General features: G+C 54.6%; 15 protein-coding genes and 4 pseudogenes. 13 read left to right on the top strand and 6 right to left on the bottom strand.

Annotated elements, in window-relative coordinates:
* A partial coding sequence (locus H6M51_RS23840) for a transposase (RefSeq protein WP_246780669.1) occupies positions 1-235 on the bottom strand: 235 nt, incomplete at its 3' end.
* Between the two features lie 300 nt (positions 236-535).
* On the opposite strand from H6M51_RS23840, the pseudogene H6M51_RS25105 reads away from it, so the two are divergent.
* Positions 536-898, top strand: a pseudogene (locus H6M51_RS25105) (transposase); the annotation flags it as partial.
* 796 nt (positions 899-1,694) lie between these two features.
* Here the strand turns inward: H6M51_RS25105 and H6M51_RS23835 are convergent.
* A pseudogene (locus tag H6M51_RS23835) lies at positions 1,695-1,802 on the bottom strand (integrase core domain-containing protein); the annotation flags it as partial.
* A gap of 70 nt (positions 1,803-1,872) precedes the next feature.
* On the opposite strand from H6M51_RS23835, the pseudogene H6M51_RS23830 reads away from it, so the two are divergent.
* Positions 1,873-2,094: pseudogene (locus tag H6M51_RS23830) on the top strand (transposase); the annotation flags it as partial.
* Between the two features lie 175 nt (positions 2,095-2,269).
* Here H6M51_RS23830 and H6M51_RS23825 read toward each other — a convergent pair.
* Complete coding sequence (locus H6M51_RS23825; protein WP_185812260.1) at positions 2,270-3,466, bottom strand: IS256 family transposase; 1,197 nt, start codon at positions 3,464-3,466, stop codon at positions 2,270-2,272.
* A 505-nt stretch (positions 3,467-3,971) separates the two neighbouring features.
* Here H6M51_RS23825 and H6M51_RS23820 point away from each other — a divergent pair.
* Together H6M51_RS23820 and H6M51_RS23815 are read left to right on the top strand one after the other, a co-directional pair.
* Positions 3,972-4,196 carry a hypothetical protein gene (locus tag H6M51_RS23820; protein ID WP_185812259.1) on the top strand — a complete coding sequence of 75 codons (225 nt, stop codon included), beginning with the start codon at positions 3,972-3,974 and terminating at the stop codon, positions 4,194-4,196.
* A 515-nt stretch (positions 4,197-4,711) separates the two neighbouring features.
* Positions 4,712-5,209 carry a hypothetical protein gene (locus tag H6M51_RS23815; RefSeq protein ID WP_185812258.1) on the top strand — a complete coding sequence of 166 codons (498 nt, stop codon included), beginning with the start codon at positions 4,712-4,714 and terminating at the stop codon, positions 5,207-5,209.
* 368 nt (positions 5,210-5,577) lie between these two features.
* On the opposite strand, the gene H6M51_RS23810 is transcribed toward H6M51_RS23815, so the two are convergent.
* Positions 5,578-6,135, bottom strand: a complete 558-nt coding sequence (locus H6M51_RS23810) for a transglutaminase-like cysteine peptidase (RefSeq protein ID WP_185812257.1) — start codon at positions 6,133-6,135, stop codon at positions 5,578-5,580.
* 258 nt (positions 6,136-6,393) lie between these two features.
* Here H6M51_RS23810 and H6M51_RS23805 point away from each other — a divergent pair, with 258 nt between their 5' ends.
* The 5 genes from H6M51_RS23805 (at position 6,394) to H6M51_RS23785 (ending at position 11,959) form a co-directional block, all read left to right on the top strand.
* Positions 6,394-6,798 (top strand): hypothetical protein, encoded by a 405-nt coding sequence (locus H6M51_RS23805; protein ID WP_185812256.1) that lies wholly within the window; start codon positions 6,394-6,396, stop codon positions 6,796-6,798.
* A gap of 89 nt (positions 6,799-6,887) precedes the next feature.
* The gene (locus H6M51_RS23800; protein WP_185812255.1) at positions 6,888-7,565 is read left to right on the top strand and encodes a hypothetical protein; all 678 of its coding nucleotides are present in this window, start codon (positions 6,888-6,890) and stop codon (positions 7,563-7,565) included.
* Positions 7,566-7,619: 54 nt separating this feature from the next.
* Positions 7,620-8,963 carry an O-antigen ligase gene (locus H6M51_RS23795; protein ID WP_185812254.1) on the top strand — a complete coding sequence of 448 codons (1,344 nt, stop codon included), beginning with the start codon at positions 7,620-7,622 and terminating at the stop codon, positions 8,961-8,963.
* Positions 8,960-9,730: a metallophosphoesterase family protein gene (locus tag H6M51_RS23790; protein ID WP_185812253.1), complete on the top strand. Its 771-nt coding sequence runs from the start codon at positions 8,960-8,962 to the stop codon at positions 9,728-9,730. Before H6M51_RS23795 ends, H6M51_RS23790 begins: the two co-directional genes overlap by 4 nt.
* A gap of 84 nt (positions 9,731-9,814) precedes the next feature.
* Positions 9,815-11,959 (top strand): polysaccharide biosynthesis tyrosine autokinase, encoded by a 2,145-nt coding sequence (locus H6M51_RS23785; protein ID WP_185812252.1) that lies wholly within the window; start codon positions 9,815-9,817, stop codon positions 11,957-11,959.
* Positions 11,960-12,144: 185 nt separating this feature from the next.
* On the opposite strand, the pseudogene H6M51_RS23780 reads toward H6M51_RS23785, so the two are convergent.
* Positions 12,145-12,635: pseudogene (locus H6M51_RS23780) on the bottom strand (transposase); the annotation flags it as partial.
* 310 nt (positions 12,636-12,945) lie between these two features.
* On the opposite strand from H6M51_RS23780, the gene H6M51_RS23775 reads away from it, so the two are divergent.
* The 4 genes from H6M51_RS23775 (at position 12,946) to H6M51_RS23765 (ending at position 15,196) form a co-directional block, all read left to right on the top strand.
* The gene (locus tag H6M51_RS23775; RefSeq protein WP_185812251.1) at positions 12,946-13,500 is read left to right on the top strand and encodes a serine acetyltransferase; all 555 of its coding nucleotides are present in this window, start codon (positions 12,946-12,948) and stop codon (positions 13,498-13,500) included.
* Positions 13,500-14,318 (top strand): GDSL-type esterase/lipase family protein, encoded by an 819-nt coding sequence (locus H6M51_RS23770; protein WP_185812250.1) that lies wholly within the window; start codon positions 13,500-13,502, stop codon positions 14,316-14,318. The genes H6M51_RS23775 and H6M51_RS23770 overlap by 1 nt, the downstream gene beginning before the upstream one ends.
* A gap of 164 nt (positions 14,319-14,482) precedes the next feature.
* On the top strand, positions 14,483-14,632 hold the full coding sequence (locus H6M51_RS24545) for a hypothetical protein (RefSeq protein WP_210314924.1): 150 nt from the start codon (positions 14,483-14,485) through the stop codon (positions 14,630-14,632).
* Between the two features lie 42 nt (positions 14,633-14,674).
* Positions 14,675-15,196, top strand: coding sequence for a transposase (locus tag H6M51_RS23765; RefSeq protein WP_210314923.1), 522 nt, complete (start codon positions 14,675-14,677; stop codon positions 15,194-15,196).
* Positions 15,197-15,314: 118 nt separating this feature from the next.
* On the opposite strand, the gene H6M51_RS23760 is transcribed toward H6M51_RS23765, so the two are convergent.
* Positions 15,315-15,637: ATP-binding protein (locus tag H6M51_RS23760; protein ID WP_246780668.1), on the bottom strand; the 323-nt coding region annotated here is incomplete at its 5' end.

Below are 15,637 nucleotides of genomic sequence, written 5' to 3'. Positions count from 1 at the left end.
TTTTCGCGTGCAGCGTTTTGACATCGACGGTCGGACCCGACGGCTCCGCCTTCGTTTCATCGCCGAAAACGCCCGTCGCCCCCTCAAGGAGCTGATCTTTCCACTGTTTGATCTGGTTGGCGTGCACATCGAACTGCTGGGATAATTCCACCAGCGTCTGCTCGCCTCTGATGGCGGCGAGCGCCACCTTTGCCTTGAAAGCCGGGCTGTGGTTCCGGCGCGGTCGTCTCGTCATGGTCTCTCCTGTTCCCGGCATCTAAGCCGAAGTCAGGCAGAAATTCCACTTATCCTAGCTGTGCAGATTTCCCGAGCCAGTTCTTCATAACGAACTGTCATTCGGCAAAAGCCCATGGCTATACACGCCCGCCCCTCTCAGCGGTGTAAACACCGCCTGACGGGCAGTGGTTCGCTCATCCGATGTTGTTCCACCAGATGCGTGACAGCTTCCCGCCTTGCTGCGGGCGTCACCACTAATGGGATGGTCCGCCTCGTCCTCCTGCCGCATCATGAGGCGGTCAAACCAAAGGAGGTTGCTATGCCTAAACGCAATGTGCCGCGTCCCGCGGCGGTCTATGGGATTGATATTGGGGAGAACATCTTCCACGTCGTGGCGTTGGGCAGCGACGGTACGGTCGTCCAACGGGTTCGGTTCCGACGGGACACGTTGCTTCAGTTCTTCCAGCGGGCAGAACCCGCGACTGTGGGAATGGAATCATGCGCGGGGTCTCAGTGGATTGCGAGGAAGATCCAGGCGCTCGGGCACAAAGTACGGCTGATCCCGGCCCAGTTTGTGAAGCCCTTACGTTAAATCGAACAAGAGACTGACATTATCGACGCGGAGGCCATCGCTGAGGCCGCCACGCGACCAACGATGCGATTTGCTGCCCTCAAGACTGAGGAGCAGGCCGATCCTCAGGCTGAGCGTCATCGATTAGCAGACAGTGATCATATTCCAAGTGTGTTGCTGCGACTGAAAAAGTGGCGGCAACACAACGGCGAACTCCATCACCGCGTCGCGCACATGGCCAGTCCTCTGGATAAGAGCATGTTAAAACTGAATTTTTTCGCTGAGTCGGTTTAACGCTCTTTTCCGTACTTGCCTCTGCTTCAAACCTCATTTGCCCGAAACCAGACCACGTCTGCGTGATCGTCGCTCTCAATACAAGATCTTGGGGCCGACAGGCAGGTAGGAACCCTCGATATCTTGGCAACGGGTGGGTTGGAATGAGGTCGATTCGAATATGTTGTCGAGTAAAAGATAATGTTACGCACTACCTTCAGGCTCAAAGCTCTCCTTGTCAGCATGTTGCTGTCAGCCATGTTCTGGTGGCTGGTGCTGTCGGGCCTAGGCTTCCTTTGAGGACCGTCACCGAACAATCTGTCATTGCACTCGAAATCCCCCAGAGGACACCGAAAATGACAGCTGATCTACTGACCAGATCCATCATGTCCACAGCCTAAACACAAGGCGGCCATCCGCATAGCCGCGGCTTTTGGTCAGGCAATTCGATCCTCCTTCGATACATCTGGGAAGTTCAGCTGGCAAAGATCAAGGGAGGTAGGTGCGCTAGATGTTTGATCCCAGGTTTTGATGGTGCAATCTTCTCACACGAATGGAAGGATGAACCGCACCGGGTTTGCCGGAGGCTCCAACTTCTGAGAAAGTGGAGTCGCTATGAGCAAGACAACGAACAGTGGAAGCGTTTGACGGTCGCATCTTTGATTGTGCGGTTCATCCGCTCGACCTGGCCGTTGGTCCAGGGATGACGGGGTTTGGTCAAACGATGCTCGATATCCAGATCAGCGCAAGCCATCTCGAAAGAATGACAACGAAAGGAGACGTTGTCCTTGCGCATGGCTTTGATGTCTGTCATCCTAGGCAACATCTCGATCCTGCCACTGCCGCCGAAGTCGCCGGAACTGAACCCAGTCGAAAATCTCTGGCACTTCATGCGCGAGAACTGGCTGTCGAACCGCGTCTTCAAGTCCTATGACGATATCGTCGCTCACTGCTGTGACGCCTGGCGAAAGCTCCAAAGCCAGCCTTGGCGCATCATGTCCATCGGACGAAGAGAATGGGCAAATGGGTTCTGATCAGTGAGGACCCGTATAAACATCTAAACCTGCGGCAAGAAATGGTCTGAAGGAAGGATCGAGTTGGGAATGAGCTCTTGTTAGCCTACTGCCCGGGGTATCCTAATGGATCGTGTCCCACCGCGTGGTGTAGCTTCGGCGGTCACCATGCCTTCCGGACGAAGCCGGGAATTAATCAGCTTGCGGCTGGCAGGCTGATGAGCGGATCATCGCTCATCGTGGCGATTGTTTCCAGTGTCATGTAGCGGGATCGCTGAACAGCCCACTCGTCGTTTTGCTCAAGCAGCAATGCTCCGACCAGTCTGACGATGGCATCGTCATTTGGAAAGATGCCGACGACTTCTGTGCGTCGCTTGATCTCGCCGTTGAGACGCTCGATCGGATTTGTCGAATGAAGCTTTGCCCAGTGCTGCTTGGGAAAGGTCATATAGGCGAGCACATCCTGTTCGGCGCTATCCATCAGCGTAGCGAGTTTCGGCACCTTCGACCTGATCTGGTCGGCGACACTACGCCACTGCTGGCTGGCAGCTTCCGGTGTGTCCTGGGCGAAGGCCGTGGCGATGAAGGCGGAGACGACGCGCCGTCCGCTCTTCCCAGCATGGGCGAGCGCGTTGCGCATGAAGTGAACCCTGCACCTCTGCCAGGTGGCGGAGAGCACCTTCGACACCGCGGCCTTGATGCCCTCATGCGCATCGGAGACGACGAGCTTGACGCCGCGCAGGCCTCGTCTGGTCAGTTTGCGCAGGAACTCCGTCCAGATCGCTTTTGCCTCTGATGTGCCAATCTCCATGCCGAGCACCTCGCGTCGACCATCGGTGTTAACGCCGACGGCGATGATGACCGCGACCGAGACGATGCGCCCTCCGCGTCGGACCTTAAGGTAGGTGGCATCGATCCAGAGATAGGGCCATTCACCCTCGATGGGCCGGTCGAGGAAAGCCTTCACCTTCTCATCGATCTCTTCGCAGAGCCGGGATACCTGGCTCTTGGAGATGCCGCTCATGCCCATGGCCTTGACGAGATCATCGACGGATCGGGTCGAGACGCCCTGGATATAGGCCTCTTGGATCACCGCAGTCAGAGCCTTCTCTGCCATGCGGCGCGGCTCCAGGAAACTCGGGAAGTAGCTGCCTGTGCGAAGCTTGGGAATGCGCAACTCAACGGTTCCTGCACGCGTCTCCCAGTCTCGGTCGCGGTAGCCATTGCGCTGGGCAAGTCGGAAGCCGTTCTTCTCGCCATAGCCCGCGCCGGTCTTTGTGCCGACCTCCAGCGCCATCAGCTTCTCGGCAGCAAACTCGATCATCTCGCGCAGCAAATCGGCATCAGCACTCTTCTCAACGAGTGAGCGCAGGTTCATCATGTCGTCGGTCATCGGTGGTGTCCTTCAGGTTGGCTCTAAGCAACCCGACCCTACCGGAAAACACTGGTGACCACCGCTACGCCGCCCGCTCCCTACAGCACATTGGAGGGCGCGCTCGCGAGCGGCTTCGCTATCACCCAGCTACACCACTCCCTGGGACATGATCATCCTAATGACTACCGCAGATGCGCGCGTCTGCGATGGACGGAACCTCGTTTGGCACCAGATAGTTGTGCATTTGAAAGCGCAGGTGCTGAAAAAAGATAAGAATATCTAGCCGAACGTAATTCACGGTGGATTTACATGATGATAAATTTTCGCACGAAACACGAAAATCCGCAAAAACATCAAATTCGTAGTCGGTATTTACTTCGATCAGAAATTCAATATAGATATAATACGATTAAATTTTTCAAATATTTCGTTTTCCTGTGGCGTTAAGTATGAATTCATCCGATGGTTGCTGTAGATTATATTTTCTGGTTTGTCCTTCGTACTAATCTTAGGGAGATTTGAGATGGACTTTGCAGAAAAGCTGCATGCTGCTTTGGGCTCGCTGAAAATGGGTCCAGGCGGCGACGAAGGGTGGCTCCGTCCACTAGAGGTCGATATGTCGCTCGGCTATGCCGTGAACATTCTTGTGCGGCACGCTTTGGCCGCCGGCTATACGACGGATGAAGTTGCAGGTGTTTTGGCCCAGGCAGCAGCCGACATTCTGGATGGAAGTGGTGCAAGCCATTAAGTAGCGCCGTTCGATTCCGGTTTAACCTTTGCCATCAGTCGTCAAATCAGACCTCCACTAAGTTACGAAAAGTTTATACATATTCAATTTAAGGCCGCAGCCTAACTTGTTTATTGGGTGAGTGATAGTGTGTGTCAAGCTTTGACGCCAGATTTCCCACCGACTGAGGGAATTCGAGCGCTGTAAACTCCGTGAAACATAAGTTGAACAGCGCCTTCAGGCAATGCCGGCACCGGGGAGCGCGGCATATGCGAGCTTCAATGGCCATCCACTGGGGTTTGACTGACCTCGACCTCAAAATCTCAATGAATTCCTGACCGCTCGCGAGAGGTCGTCGATGGCGACTATTGCATCACTTCGCATAAGCAGCAAAGTTAATTGTAGACCTCGATCGATTCTCTATTTCGCTCTCCAGGTCTAAGCCTCGCATTGAGCTTGTTTGGATACATCGGCAATTCTGTGTCGATCGAGTTCAACTGAAGCGCCACCTCACATGCCGCCGGGAATGTTTTGATATGGCAACAGCACTGAAGCAGCTGACAATCACTCTCGGACTGCTCGCAAGTGACCCCTCGGCATTGGGACCCAAGCTTGGTCTTGCTGATTATGTGTGGAATGTTCGTCAACTGGGCCCCTGCGCCACGGATCGAAGCTTTCCATGCCTGCTTTTGTCGTCGAAATGGGATTGGAAGCGGCCGCAGGCCTACAGTGTTTTCATCGTGCCGTCGCAGTCGCCGCGTGCTTTAAATCTGAAGGTCAAACTTGAGAACGAAGACCGGAGCGACAACGATTTGGTATGCATGGTGTTGATTGCCGTATCAAAGGACGGAAGACCGGCTGGTGGCTTATTCCTGTCTTACGAAGTCTTGAGCCAACACAGACTTCAGGACGATGTCGTGCTCCCAATTGAGAAGGGTCACAAGGTAGTTCGCCTGGAAATCGGCTCCAAGCAATGTGATGAAACCCGTGCTCAGGATGAGAAGGCGGCGAGTCGGGTTCTGACAGGCCGATAGGACGCGCCCGGATCTGGCCCTCAAGCGATCATCGAGTTAGCGGATGCTCCGCGTTTACTGTGCTGGCTGTGACCACAGGGTCCAGCCCGTCCACGCCCCCATTGAGGTATGTCAATGAGGCATTGATAACGACTGCCCAGCAGAGCGCCGAGAATGAGATCGCTGCGAGCCCTGATTTCATGCGAAGTGTCATCTCTTGGTCTCCTGCGTCGGCGCAGCGGGATTTATTAGTTTGTCTTCATGCGTGCGTGGTGGACGACGTGTTATGGCGTGCACTGTCAGGGCTGCGGACAGGCATCTGGAATTTCCCGTGCCTGTCCCATTTGCCGGATGGCTGCAGTCCGTGCCGCAACACTATTGTCCTGCGATTAGCGGGTCCATTTCAGCGGGTTTCCGCTGGATACGCTGACATAGCTGTAGTTCGTAGCATGACGCTTCACGACCGTGCGGCGAAGATTGTCGAGAACGAATTCACCAGCTGTTGTCTTGACGATCAGAACTGCATGGCCTTCTCCCATTCGTGTGCGCACCACTGCGACGCGAAGGGCAGACGCCGGGATGCCGGCACGGATTAGCCTTTGGCGCTTGGTCATGACATAATCGTCACAATCGCCCTTCTTGACATTGACGGACCAGATGTCGCGCTTTTCGCGCGTCGGCTTGATCTCGCGATTGACGGCGTCGTTGATTCGGCGGATCGTTCTTTCGACTTCCGCCGAATAGGTCACCACCTTGGCCTTCGAAGGCTTGCAATCTCTAGGGTTCTGTAGGCAAAAGAGTTGCATCTGAAGCGGTGCATTGGTGCGCGCGCCGCCGAGGTCGAGCTGTCTTGCGAGACCGCCGATCTGGAAAGCTGATGCCTGCGGGGCGGTCGCTGCGCCAACTGCCAGCATAGTGGCCAGCACCATGAGCGTCTTCTTCATCATCTCTGTAGTCCCTGTTCGGATTTCGTTGTTGTTCTTCTTCGTCCGGGAAGTCCGTCGATGGCAGCAACTTACGAGATGAGTTCCTCAGGCCGCTTTAAGTGAATGCATAAAATTCTAGCGATCGTTGTTTTTTTTGGCTTGGCGGCTGAAATTTATGATCCCACATAGATTCTCGATGAAAAATGAATACTGGTGTTTCTGCACTTGCGAAGGGACAAATGCTTTGGTATACGAAACGTAAAGGTAAGGAGTGATGACATGAAGAAAATCTTGGCTGGTGCTTTCATTATTGCGGCTTCATTCTCGGGTGGTGCCCATGCGCAGACAGCCTTCGATGCTGAGGTCGATGCCGTGGCTTCAGGTTGCGCTGCCGACGCTGCTGCATGTCAGGCTCTTGTGGAGGCCCTGGTGGCTCGCGCTCGAGTGGCGGGCGCTCTGACGCCTGATTTGATCACGCGTATGACGGTCGCGATCTCGACGGTTGCCGGCCCGACTGCACCCCCTGCTGTTCGTGCCCAGATCGCTGCGGCGATTGAGGCGGTCGCTGCTGCTTCCCCTGATCCGGCTCAGGCGGTGCAGGTTGCTCAGATCGCCCAGACGGTTGCTGCTGGTGGAGGTGTTGATACTGCGGCTATCGGCGGAGTTGCCGCAAGCGGTATCTGATTTAAGCTGTTGTAGATCCAAAGAGGGTGCGTGATGCGCGCCCTCTTCGCTTTTTCTGCGCTGCACCAGTGCTGGCGCTCTGTGCCGAAATGGCTGCGGTATCTATGAAGGCCTCAATTACTCTCATAGCCGGCGTTTGTGCAGTTCTGTTGTCCCTGGTTGTTCTGGTTCGCGAGTTTCCTGTTCTGGGTTATGGCGGACAGGAGAGCCTTTCCACGACGGTCGCTCTCGCGCAAGATAGATTGGCTCCTGCCTATTCATTTTATGGCCATAAGCGCCTGATGTCCGCCTGTATTTGGGGTATGACCGGTGTTTGGCAGGCGGTTGCTCCGGGTGGTGAGCGTGTCGCCCATGCTCAAACCTGTTTGGACCATGCTCTCAGCTATGCCTCTCATACGACCATTGATTCTCTGACCTGGGTGGTCGCAGCACGCGCTTCTTATGTTCTTGGTGATCAAGAGGCCCTAAACAAGTATCTCGATTACGCTCGGCGTGCTGGTCCCAATGAGCAATGGGTTGCAGCACTCCGGGTTTCCTTGGCCGAGGATGCCATGTCTCTGCTCGACGCAGAGAATGGCGAAAATCACAGGTCGGATCTGACACTGATGGTCATGAGCCGCTCCGGCATCGCGGCGATCGCCGGACGTTATTGGTCCGACGAGGACTTCCGTGAACGGATAACATCCGTCGTTGAACAGATGAGCAATGACGATAAGAGGCGTTTTATTAGCAGCGTCAGACGGGTGTCGCAAGGTTCTGTTCCCTGATCCTGTCTTCTTTTCTGGTCCAGTTCGTACTCGGATCTCTTAACCAGGCAATCCATGACCCGACCTTACATCAATACTGTTTCTATGTGGGTTGTTGCATCGACCATCATGTTGACCCCGTTCGCTCTGGGCGGCAACAGGCCATTGGTGTGGCCTATCGTCCTGGCTGTTCTTGGCGTCATGCTGGCGGTCAAGTCGCTTCTCTTGTGGAAGTTCGATCTAGCTCCTGCCGCGTCAGTCGCATCCTTTCGTCCCGAGATCGTTCTGATTTCGGTGTTTTTGATATTCAACGCAGTCCAGATCCTACCCCTTGGTGACCTTTCCGATGTCAGTCGATTCGGTCTGCCGTCCGGCTATACATTAAGCGTTGCGCCAACCGAAACTTTACTTGCCTTGATAACTTGGCTGAACGTTTTCGTACTTGCCTATCTCGTGTTGCAGTTTACTCGGAATGAGCAGCGTTCGATCCGCTTTCTGACGATCATCTTCTGGATTGTCGTCATCCATGCAGCGCTTGGCTTCGTGTTGTTTCATGAGTTCGACGATTCGACTCTTTTTGGGCCGAAATGGACCTATCTTGGTTCAATGACTGGGGCATTCGTAAACCGAAACACCTTTGCTACCTTTCTCGCAAGTGGCGCCGTGGTGGGGACAGCCCTCATTTTGAGGGACATCAGCGGGGGAGAAGGAAGCCTGAATTCGTCCGGGAACCTTCGATCCCTTGTGTTCAAGGTGCTCGGACTTTTGCTCATAGTTGCAGTTCTGTTTGGCACGGGCTCTCGAATGGGCTTCTTTGTTGGAATAGTCGGTGTCTTGCTGATGGCCTTTCTCATATTGCCGAAGCAGATAAACACCGGAAAGACGTTGCTGAAGAGCGCACTTATTGTCGCCTTGTGTCTGATCGTGATGGCAGCGATCCTCTGGGGCTACGGCAATCTTACGGTTGAGCGCTTGGGCTCCGTCGATCGGGATGCGGATGTGCGTCTGGCTCTCTATCGGCAGACATGGACAATGACTATGGATCGTCCGTGGACAGGTTTCGGTGGTGGCACCTTTGAGCTGGCCTTTCCCTTGTTTCATCAGCCCGAAGTCAGCGTAGACCTTATCTGGCAGAAGGCGCACAACTCTTATCTCGGCACCTGGGCTGATTACGGGCTCCTGTTCGGTAGTATTCCGTGGGTTGTCTTTCTCCGCCTTATGGCCAAGTTGGCATTACACTTCTGGCGGCGTCCATCGCCAGATTATGCATCCGCTGTGGGGATCGTTGTCGGTGTCGTTGCAATGACCCACGCTCTGGTGGATTTCAGCCTCGAGATCCACGGTTATGCCTTGCTGTTCATGGCAATCATCGCTACGGCAGCAGCACGGCTTGCCGGCGGTGAGAGGAAAACGCTGTGAAGAACTGGGTTAAGTCGATCTTTCGAATGCGGAAAAGCGCGCCTGCTCTCAAGCGGGACAGACTCGTTCTCGACCCGGATTTCTCCTGTATCTACGCGATCGGTGACATACACGGATGTCAGGACGAACTCCAGAAGCTTGAGAATAAGATCATGGTGGACGGTCGCGAATTGAGTGGTCCGAAACTTGTCGTGATGCTTGGCGACTATGTTGATCGCGGCCCCTCATCTGCCTCAGTAATTGAACATCTCTTGAAGCCCCTTCCTGCCGATTTTTGCAGGATCTGCCTACTTGGCAACCACGACCAGATGTTTCTGGATTTCTGGAACTCCCCCTCCCCTGCTGGCCAATGGCTTGGCCTTGGAGGTGACGAGACGCTTGCATCTTACGGCATCTACCTCGACGACGCAAAGCGACACCCGCTCGCATCCCAGGCGCGGGCTATGATCCCGCAAGAGCATGTCGACTTCCTCGAGGCTCTCCCTGTCATGCTTCGTGTTGGAAGCTATTGTTTCGTCCATGCAGGAATTGATCCGGCCTTGGCGATCGATAATCAGGTCGATGATGTATTGCTTACGAGCCGCCCCTACCAGTTTGACTGGAACGCCTATGGCGGAGACATGACGATCGTCCACGGTCATACACCGATCAAGGAGATTGACGTGACAGCCCGTCACATCAATCTGGACCTGAAGGTCTATGAGAGTGGGCGCCTGGCGGCTCTGCGCATTCTTCCGAACAGGCTCGATGTACTCTTTTCGGATTAACCAATTGAGACTTTTTGCATTGCCGAAAAGTACCATACTGGTACATCGCCAGAAACGAACCTTCGAAACTGCTGGGAGTTCCAAATGGAGCAAGAGATCGATCTGAAATCCATCATCGGTCTGTTCAGGCGCCAATTGTGGCTGATGGTTTCGATCGTAGTGACTATTGTGCTTCTGACAGCCGGCGTTCTTTACACACTGACTCCAGAATACACTGCGACGAACAAGGTTCTTGTTGATCTGTCAAATAAAGATTTGCTGCAACCCGATGATCGCATGAATGTCTCGGTCAGTGATGCAAACGCCCGCGTCGAGAGCGAGGTCTCGATACTGCGTTCGGACAACATATATCTGGAAGTGATCAGGCGTGAGAACCTTCTTGCCGATCCTGAATTCGGTATTCGGCCGGGTCGTTTCGATTGGATCAGATCCTATCTGAATGTGGTCCCCGTTGCAGCGCCCTCGGGCGAAATGCTCCTGGGCCAGGCACTTGCGCGGCTCCAGAGTGCTGTCACCGTCAGGCGTCAAGGTTTGACTTACATCATAGAGATTTCTGTGACATCCAAGACTCCGGCAAAAGCCGCGAAGTTGGCAAACTCGATTGCATCGACTTACATCGACCTGCAGCTCCAGTCCAAGGTGTCGAGAACCGTAGCCTCGCGTAACATCATCGAAAGTCAGATCAGCCAGGCGAACAACGCATTGATTGAAAGCGAGCGTGGGTTTGATAGGTACCTAAGCGAGAATCTCGATCGCATCGAGGAGCAGTCGGCATCACCGAGGATTGCTCAGCTTAGATCAGAGTTTGAGAGAATCCGAACCGAGCGCGAGCGTGTGAGTGGCCTCGCTCAAGTGGTTGAGCTCAGCCTGAATGCTGGCGATATTTCGGCCCTGACGGCCAATCTGCAGGCCGATGCCATCCGGCAACTGCAGCAGCGTCAAGAGGAGGTAAACGCTGCTCTTGCCCTGGCGACTGAAGGCAGCGAGCGGGCCATTAATTTACGCTCGGAACTTGAACAGATCCAGGCGCAGATCGTCGATGAGGCTGGTCGAGAACTCACCAAGCTCCAGCAGGAGGTGGCGTCCTACGAAGACCGCGGGAATACGGTGCGAGCAGAGATGCGCACGGCGATGCTGAACAGCAATTTGCCGCCCGAAGTGCTAACTGAAATCTATTCGCTCCAGCAGTCCTCGGAGATCGCAAGAAGCCAGTATCAAAGTCTCTTGCAGCGATTGCGGGAACTTGATGTTCAGGCACAGCTGCAAGTCGCTGATGCTCGTGTTGTGAACCAGGCATCAATACCGACCCAGGCTTCCTTTCCCAATAAGCGCCTCATGCTCGCCTTGGCTGGTGTATTCGCCTTATGCTTGGGCGGGGCGGCGGCAATCCTCCGTGAGCTGTTCATCGGCGGCTTCACCTCAGAGGATCAAGTCGAGCAGGTACTGAGAACCCCACTGGCCACCACGGTGCCTCGGCAATCTGGCTCGACGAATCTCGTCAAGATTGGCGTAGCCGATCTCGTGGTTTCGGCACCACTTTCCGTTTTCGCTGAAAGCATTCGTCGTCTGCGAGTTCTCGTCGAGCGGCGGAAAGTGGACATGGCAACCGTTGCAGAAGATAAGGCTGGGCTGGTCATTATGGTGACATCGACGGAGCCTAACGAGGGCAAATCCACGACCGCCCTGGCACTTGCTCGCACACTTGCGCGCTCTGGTCGCAAAACCTTGATCATAGACTGCGATCTACGTAAGCCAAGCCTCAGCAAGCTGACTGGGGTAACGGCTACGCCTTGGCTCAGCGAGGTCCTGCGTGGCCAGGATCTGCCGCCTTCGGTGTCGAAGCATGCGATGATCGACCCGATGAGTGATCTGTCTATGATCTTCGGATCACGTGTGTCAGATATTGCGACCGACGACCTTTTAATGGGAGACCGTTTCAACCAAATCCTGAGAACGGCAAAACGGCATTTTGACTACATTGTCATCGATACGCCGCCGGTCGGAGCTGTCGTGGATGCACTTTATCTTGCCCGGTTTGCTGACATGATTGTTTTCGTCTTGAAGTGGGCGAGTACGCCGCAAAGCATGGCGAAAAAAGCACTGATGGCACTTAAGCAGCAGAGCGGGCCACAAACACAACATGTAATTGTTTTAAACCAGAAAGAGAAGCCCCCAGGTGGTAAGTATAGTGCTTACGCAGCGTACTACGGACAGTCCGAGCCTAGTTGAAAAACTTCTGACTAGGTCCGCTTCCTGTCTGATGACCTGAGATCCGACTTCACTCCAGTTTTGGGAGAGCCTTGGTTTTTTTGCTCTGGGACCCAACCTTGGGCCGCCGGAAGCTAGAGTTTTCCGGCTCTGATCACGCTGGCTGGCTGGTTGCGCCACCGGGATTATAGGGGGCGATCGGACTGTCCTCGGACATTGCTCAGATAAAGAAAACACAGGCCGAAGCCCCAAGTCTTCTTTGCCCGCGTTAAGCCGATGAGCAGATCGGCTATCTGCTCGTTCTCGTCGTTTAGCTTGGCGCTGTAACGATAGCAGGTCTCGCTGACCGCGAAGGTGCGGCAGGCAAGCGCAATGCTCACCCCTCGAAATGCCACAGCTTTCCCGGCCATCTCTCGGCGTTGAGATGGCCGTGTCATTTTTCTCCAAAAGCCTCCTTCAGCAGTTCCGCCTGCATGCTCATCTCCGCATACATCTTCTTCAGCCGTCGGTTCTCATCCTCCAGAGCCTTCATCTGGCTGATCATGGAGGCATCCATACCGCCATACTTCGAACGCCACTTGTAAATGGAGGCGGTGCTCATTCCATGTTCCCGGCATAACTCCTTCACTGGAACGCCGCCTTTGGTCTGGCGCAGGATGGCAAGGATTTGGGGTTCGCTGAATCTGCTCGTCTTCATCAAAATCTCCTCGTTCATAAAGCTCGAGAAAATTCTACTTTCGAAGCCCCTTATTCCCGGGGAGGATTACCCGCTCGAAGCGGAGCGACCGTATCCGGATCGTGTGGTGGGATGGCAAAACGCTAGACAATTCGATTTCGGATTCGGGTTATGCTGCGCCCGGCCCGGCCTTGTCAGACGGAATGGAATGAATTACGCATAGCCCGCCGAAGCTACTGAACGGCAAAAAATCTTTCTCGGCATTGAGGCCTATCGCAACAGACCAACTGGACAGTTTATCGCAAAAAGAATATATCTTTTGGAACTCGAGATGCGCGCAAAGCAGATATTCGAAAGAGACCTCAATAATCAGGTGCCGCCCGTTCGTGGGTGGAACTATTTAATCAGTATGAAATATCCTATACTTACATGGCAACGGCGACTTAGGTCAATTGAGGAGCTGCAGAGTAGTAAAAAACTTTCAGCATTCAGAAAAATCAAGCTGGCTATTTTAAAGTATAAACACAAGAAAGACAGTGTTCGCCTTGGATTTACAATCCCTCCACACACATTCGGTCCCGGGCTTTCAATTGCTCACTGGGGCACGATTGCAGTTGAAGGCGAGGCCAGAATTGGCGCCAATTGCCGAATTCACCAAGGGGTCACCATTGGCAGGGGCAAAGGCAAGAATCCAAAGATTGGCGACAACTGCTTCATCGGAGCAAACGCCTGCGTGATAGGAGATGTGACGCTCGGCGATAACGTAAGAATTGGTGCGGGTGCCGTGGTCGTGCATTCTTTCGGCGACGGCGCGGTGCTAGTAGGTAACCCTGCACGAGACGTGTCGAAAACGGAAGTCGCCGATGTCGGCGGCAAGGTGGAATGATGAACAGCTTACCATCTGTCGCGATCCTCTCACTTGTTGCGTCATTCGCTTCTCTGGCACCCGCCATGGCGCAGGATTGCTCACCGCACGCTACCGAGATTGCATCGCAGCCTCTTCCATCGCAGACACCGCGCCAAATGATGATGGGCTTGACTAAGAGCCAGTCCGTACCCGACTCGGCTGATGTCGTCCTTGTCGGAGACTCACTGGTGGAGGGATGGGGCGACGCAAAAGCCGACTTCGGTGGTAAAAGCGTGTGGAACTTCGGTGTCAACGGCGATCGCACTCAACAAGTGATTTGGCGCTTGTCGAAAGCCAATCTCTCCAAACTGCGGCCGGAGTCAGTTGTACTGCTCATTGGATCAAATAACTTGGTTGATGGCGGTACAACGGCATGCTCGGCGTCTGCCGGAATTGATAAGGTAGTCGAAATGATTAGGTCATCTTGGCCATCCGCCAATGTATTCGTCCTGACAATACCGCCGAGAGGGAAGGATTTTCGAGGAAACGATGAAGAGCGTCTGGCGTTAAATCAGCACATTAAGGCGCTTTCGGACAACGACAAGAAGGTATACCCGATCGTGTTGGGCGATGATGAATTGACGTGCGGGCTGTATAGCAATCAGAACTTGCTTCCTAGCTTGGAAGAGCGATGCCTAGCACCGGACTCCAGCATCTGCGCAAACTTCAAGGCAGACGGTATACATTTTACACCAGCCGGATATTCGCTGATCCGAAAAACAATGAAAGAGTTCAGCGAAACGCGATTTGGGCAAGATGTCTTTGGCAACATCTTGCCCAAGGCGGATGCAAAGTAAGCCAGAATCTTTAAGCAGATAAACAAATTCATAGACTCGTCGCCTGTATCAATCGGGCAGTGCTCGCCGTGTTCGATGTTGGGTGTCCGATGGATCGGCACAAAAGGCGTGGAGCGGATTGTCTATGAACCCACAGGCACCATCACAAGGCCTTCGAGCGCTTCATGACGACACAAGGGGTGCCGCTCTCCAAGGTCAATCCCCGCTATGCCCGACGTTTTGCAGAGGCTACCGGCAGACTTGCCAAGACAGATACGATCGATGCCGCAATGCTGGCCCGTCACGGCACGTTTCTTGAACCGCGTCTCCTGTAGGCAAGCGCGCAAATCCACAATGACCTGAAAGAGTTGCATGTGGTGCGGTTGGCGCTCATCAAGGATGGGGCCGCCGCAAAGAACAGAGCCAAGACCCTTTCCAGCCCGCTCTTCAAACGACAGAACGCCGACAGGCTCCGCCAGATCGAGCGGCAGATCAAGGCCGTGGACGAGGCCATCCTGGCGCTTATTGCAGAAGACGCGCTTCTGAAGGCTGGGTTTGATATCCTTGTCTCGATCCCCGGCGTGTCGCACATCACTGCCTTCACGCTTCTTATCGAAATGCCCGAACTCGGCGAGATGGATGAGAAAGCCGCAGCGGCCCTTTGCGGACTGGCACCCATGAGCCGACAGTCCGGGCGATGGACCGGACGCGCGTTCATTGCTTGCGGAAGGGCCATCGTCCGCCAGGCACTCTACATGCCCGCTCTCGTCGCCTGCCGCTTCAACCCGGACCTCAAGGCCAGATACGACCAGCTCAAAGCCGCCGGAAAAGCACCAAAGGTCGCCATCACCGCCATCATGCCAAAGCTCATTGCGTATTCCGCTGAAGCCGGCCATTGATTCCGAAACGAAGCCGGCCACCCGTTCCGATTTCATTCCGGCCAGCATTCCGATTTGAAGCCGGCCAGTCGATGCTCCCTTGGGTCGTTGTTTTGAATGGCTCTGGATTGTCGTGTGGTCAAGCGTCGGATGGTAGCGGACGCTGCTTTCGCAAGCTCTCGCCGGTGAGTTCGATGCGGTAGGCATTGTGGACCAAGCGATCGAGGATGGCGTCAGCGAGCGTCGGATTGCCGATCATGTCGTACCAGTGATCGACGGGCACCTGGCTTGTGACGATGGTGGATCGCCTCTCATAGCGATCCTCAACGATCTCCAGAAGATCACGGCGCTGCTCGTCGCTGAGCTTCTCGGGGCCCAGTCGTCGAGTAAGCATCCGGCGAAGGCCGCAGGTCAGGCTGCCTGAGCACTCAGCGTCTTGGGTGTCCAGTTCCACGGCAACAA

Origin of the sequence: Rhizobium sp. AQ_MP, from assembly GCF_014237835.1 — a bacterium.
In the GTDB taxonomy this organism is placed as follows: Bacteria; Pseudomonadota; Alphaproteobacteria; order Rhizobiales; family Rhizobiaceae; genus Allorhizobium.
Note: the sequence above shows the minus strand (reverse complement) of the source record. Positions and strands in the feature narration are given on the sequence as shown.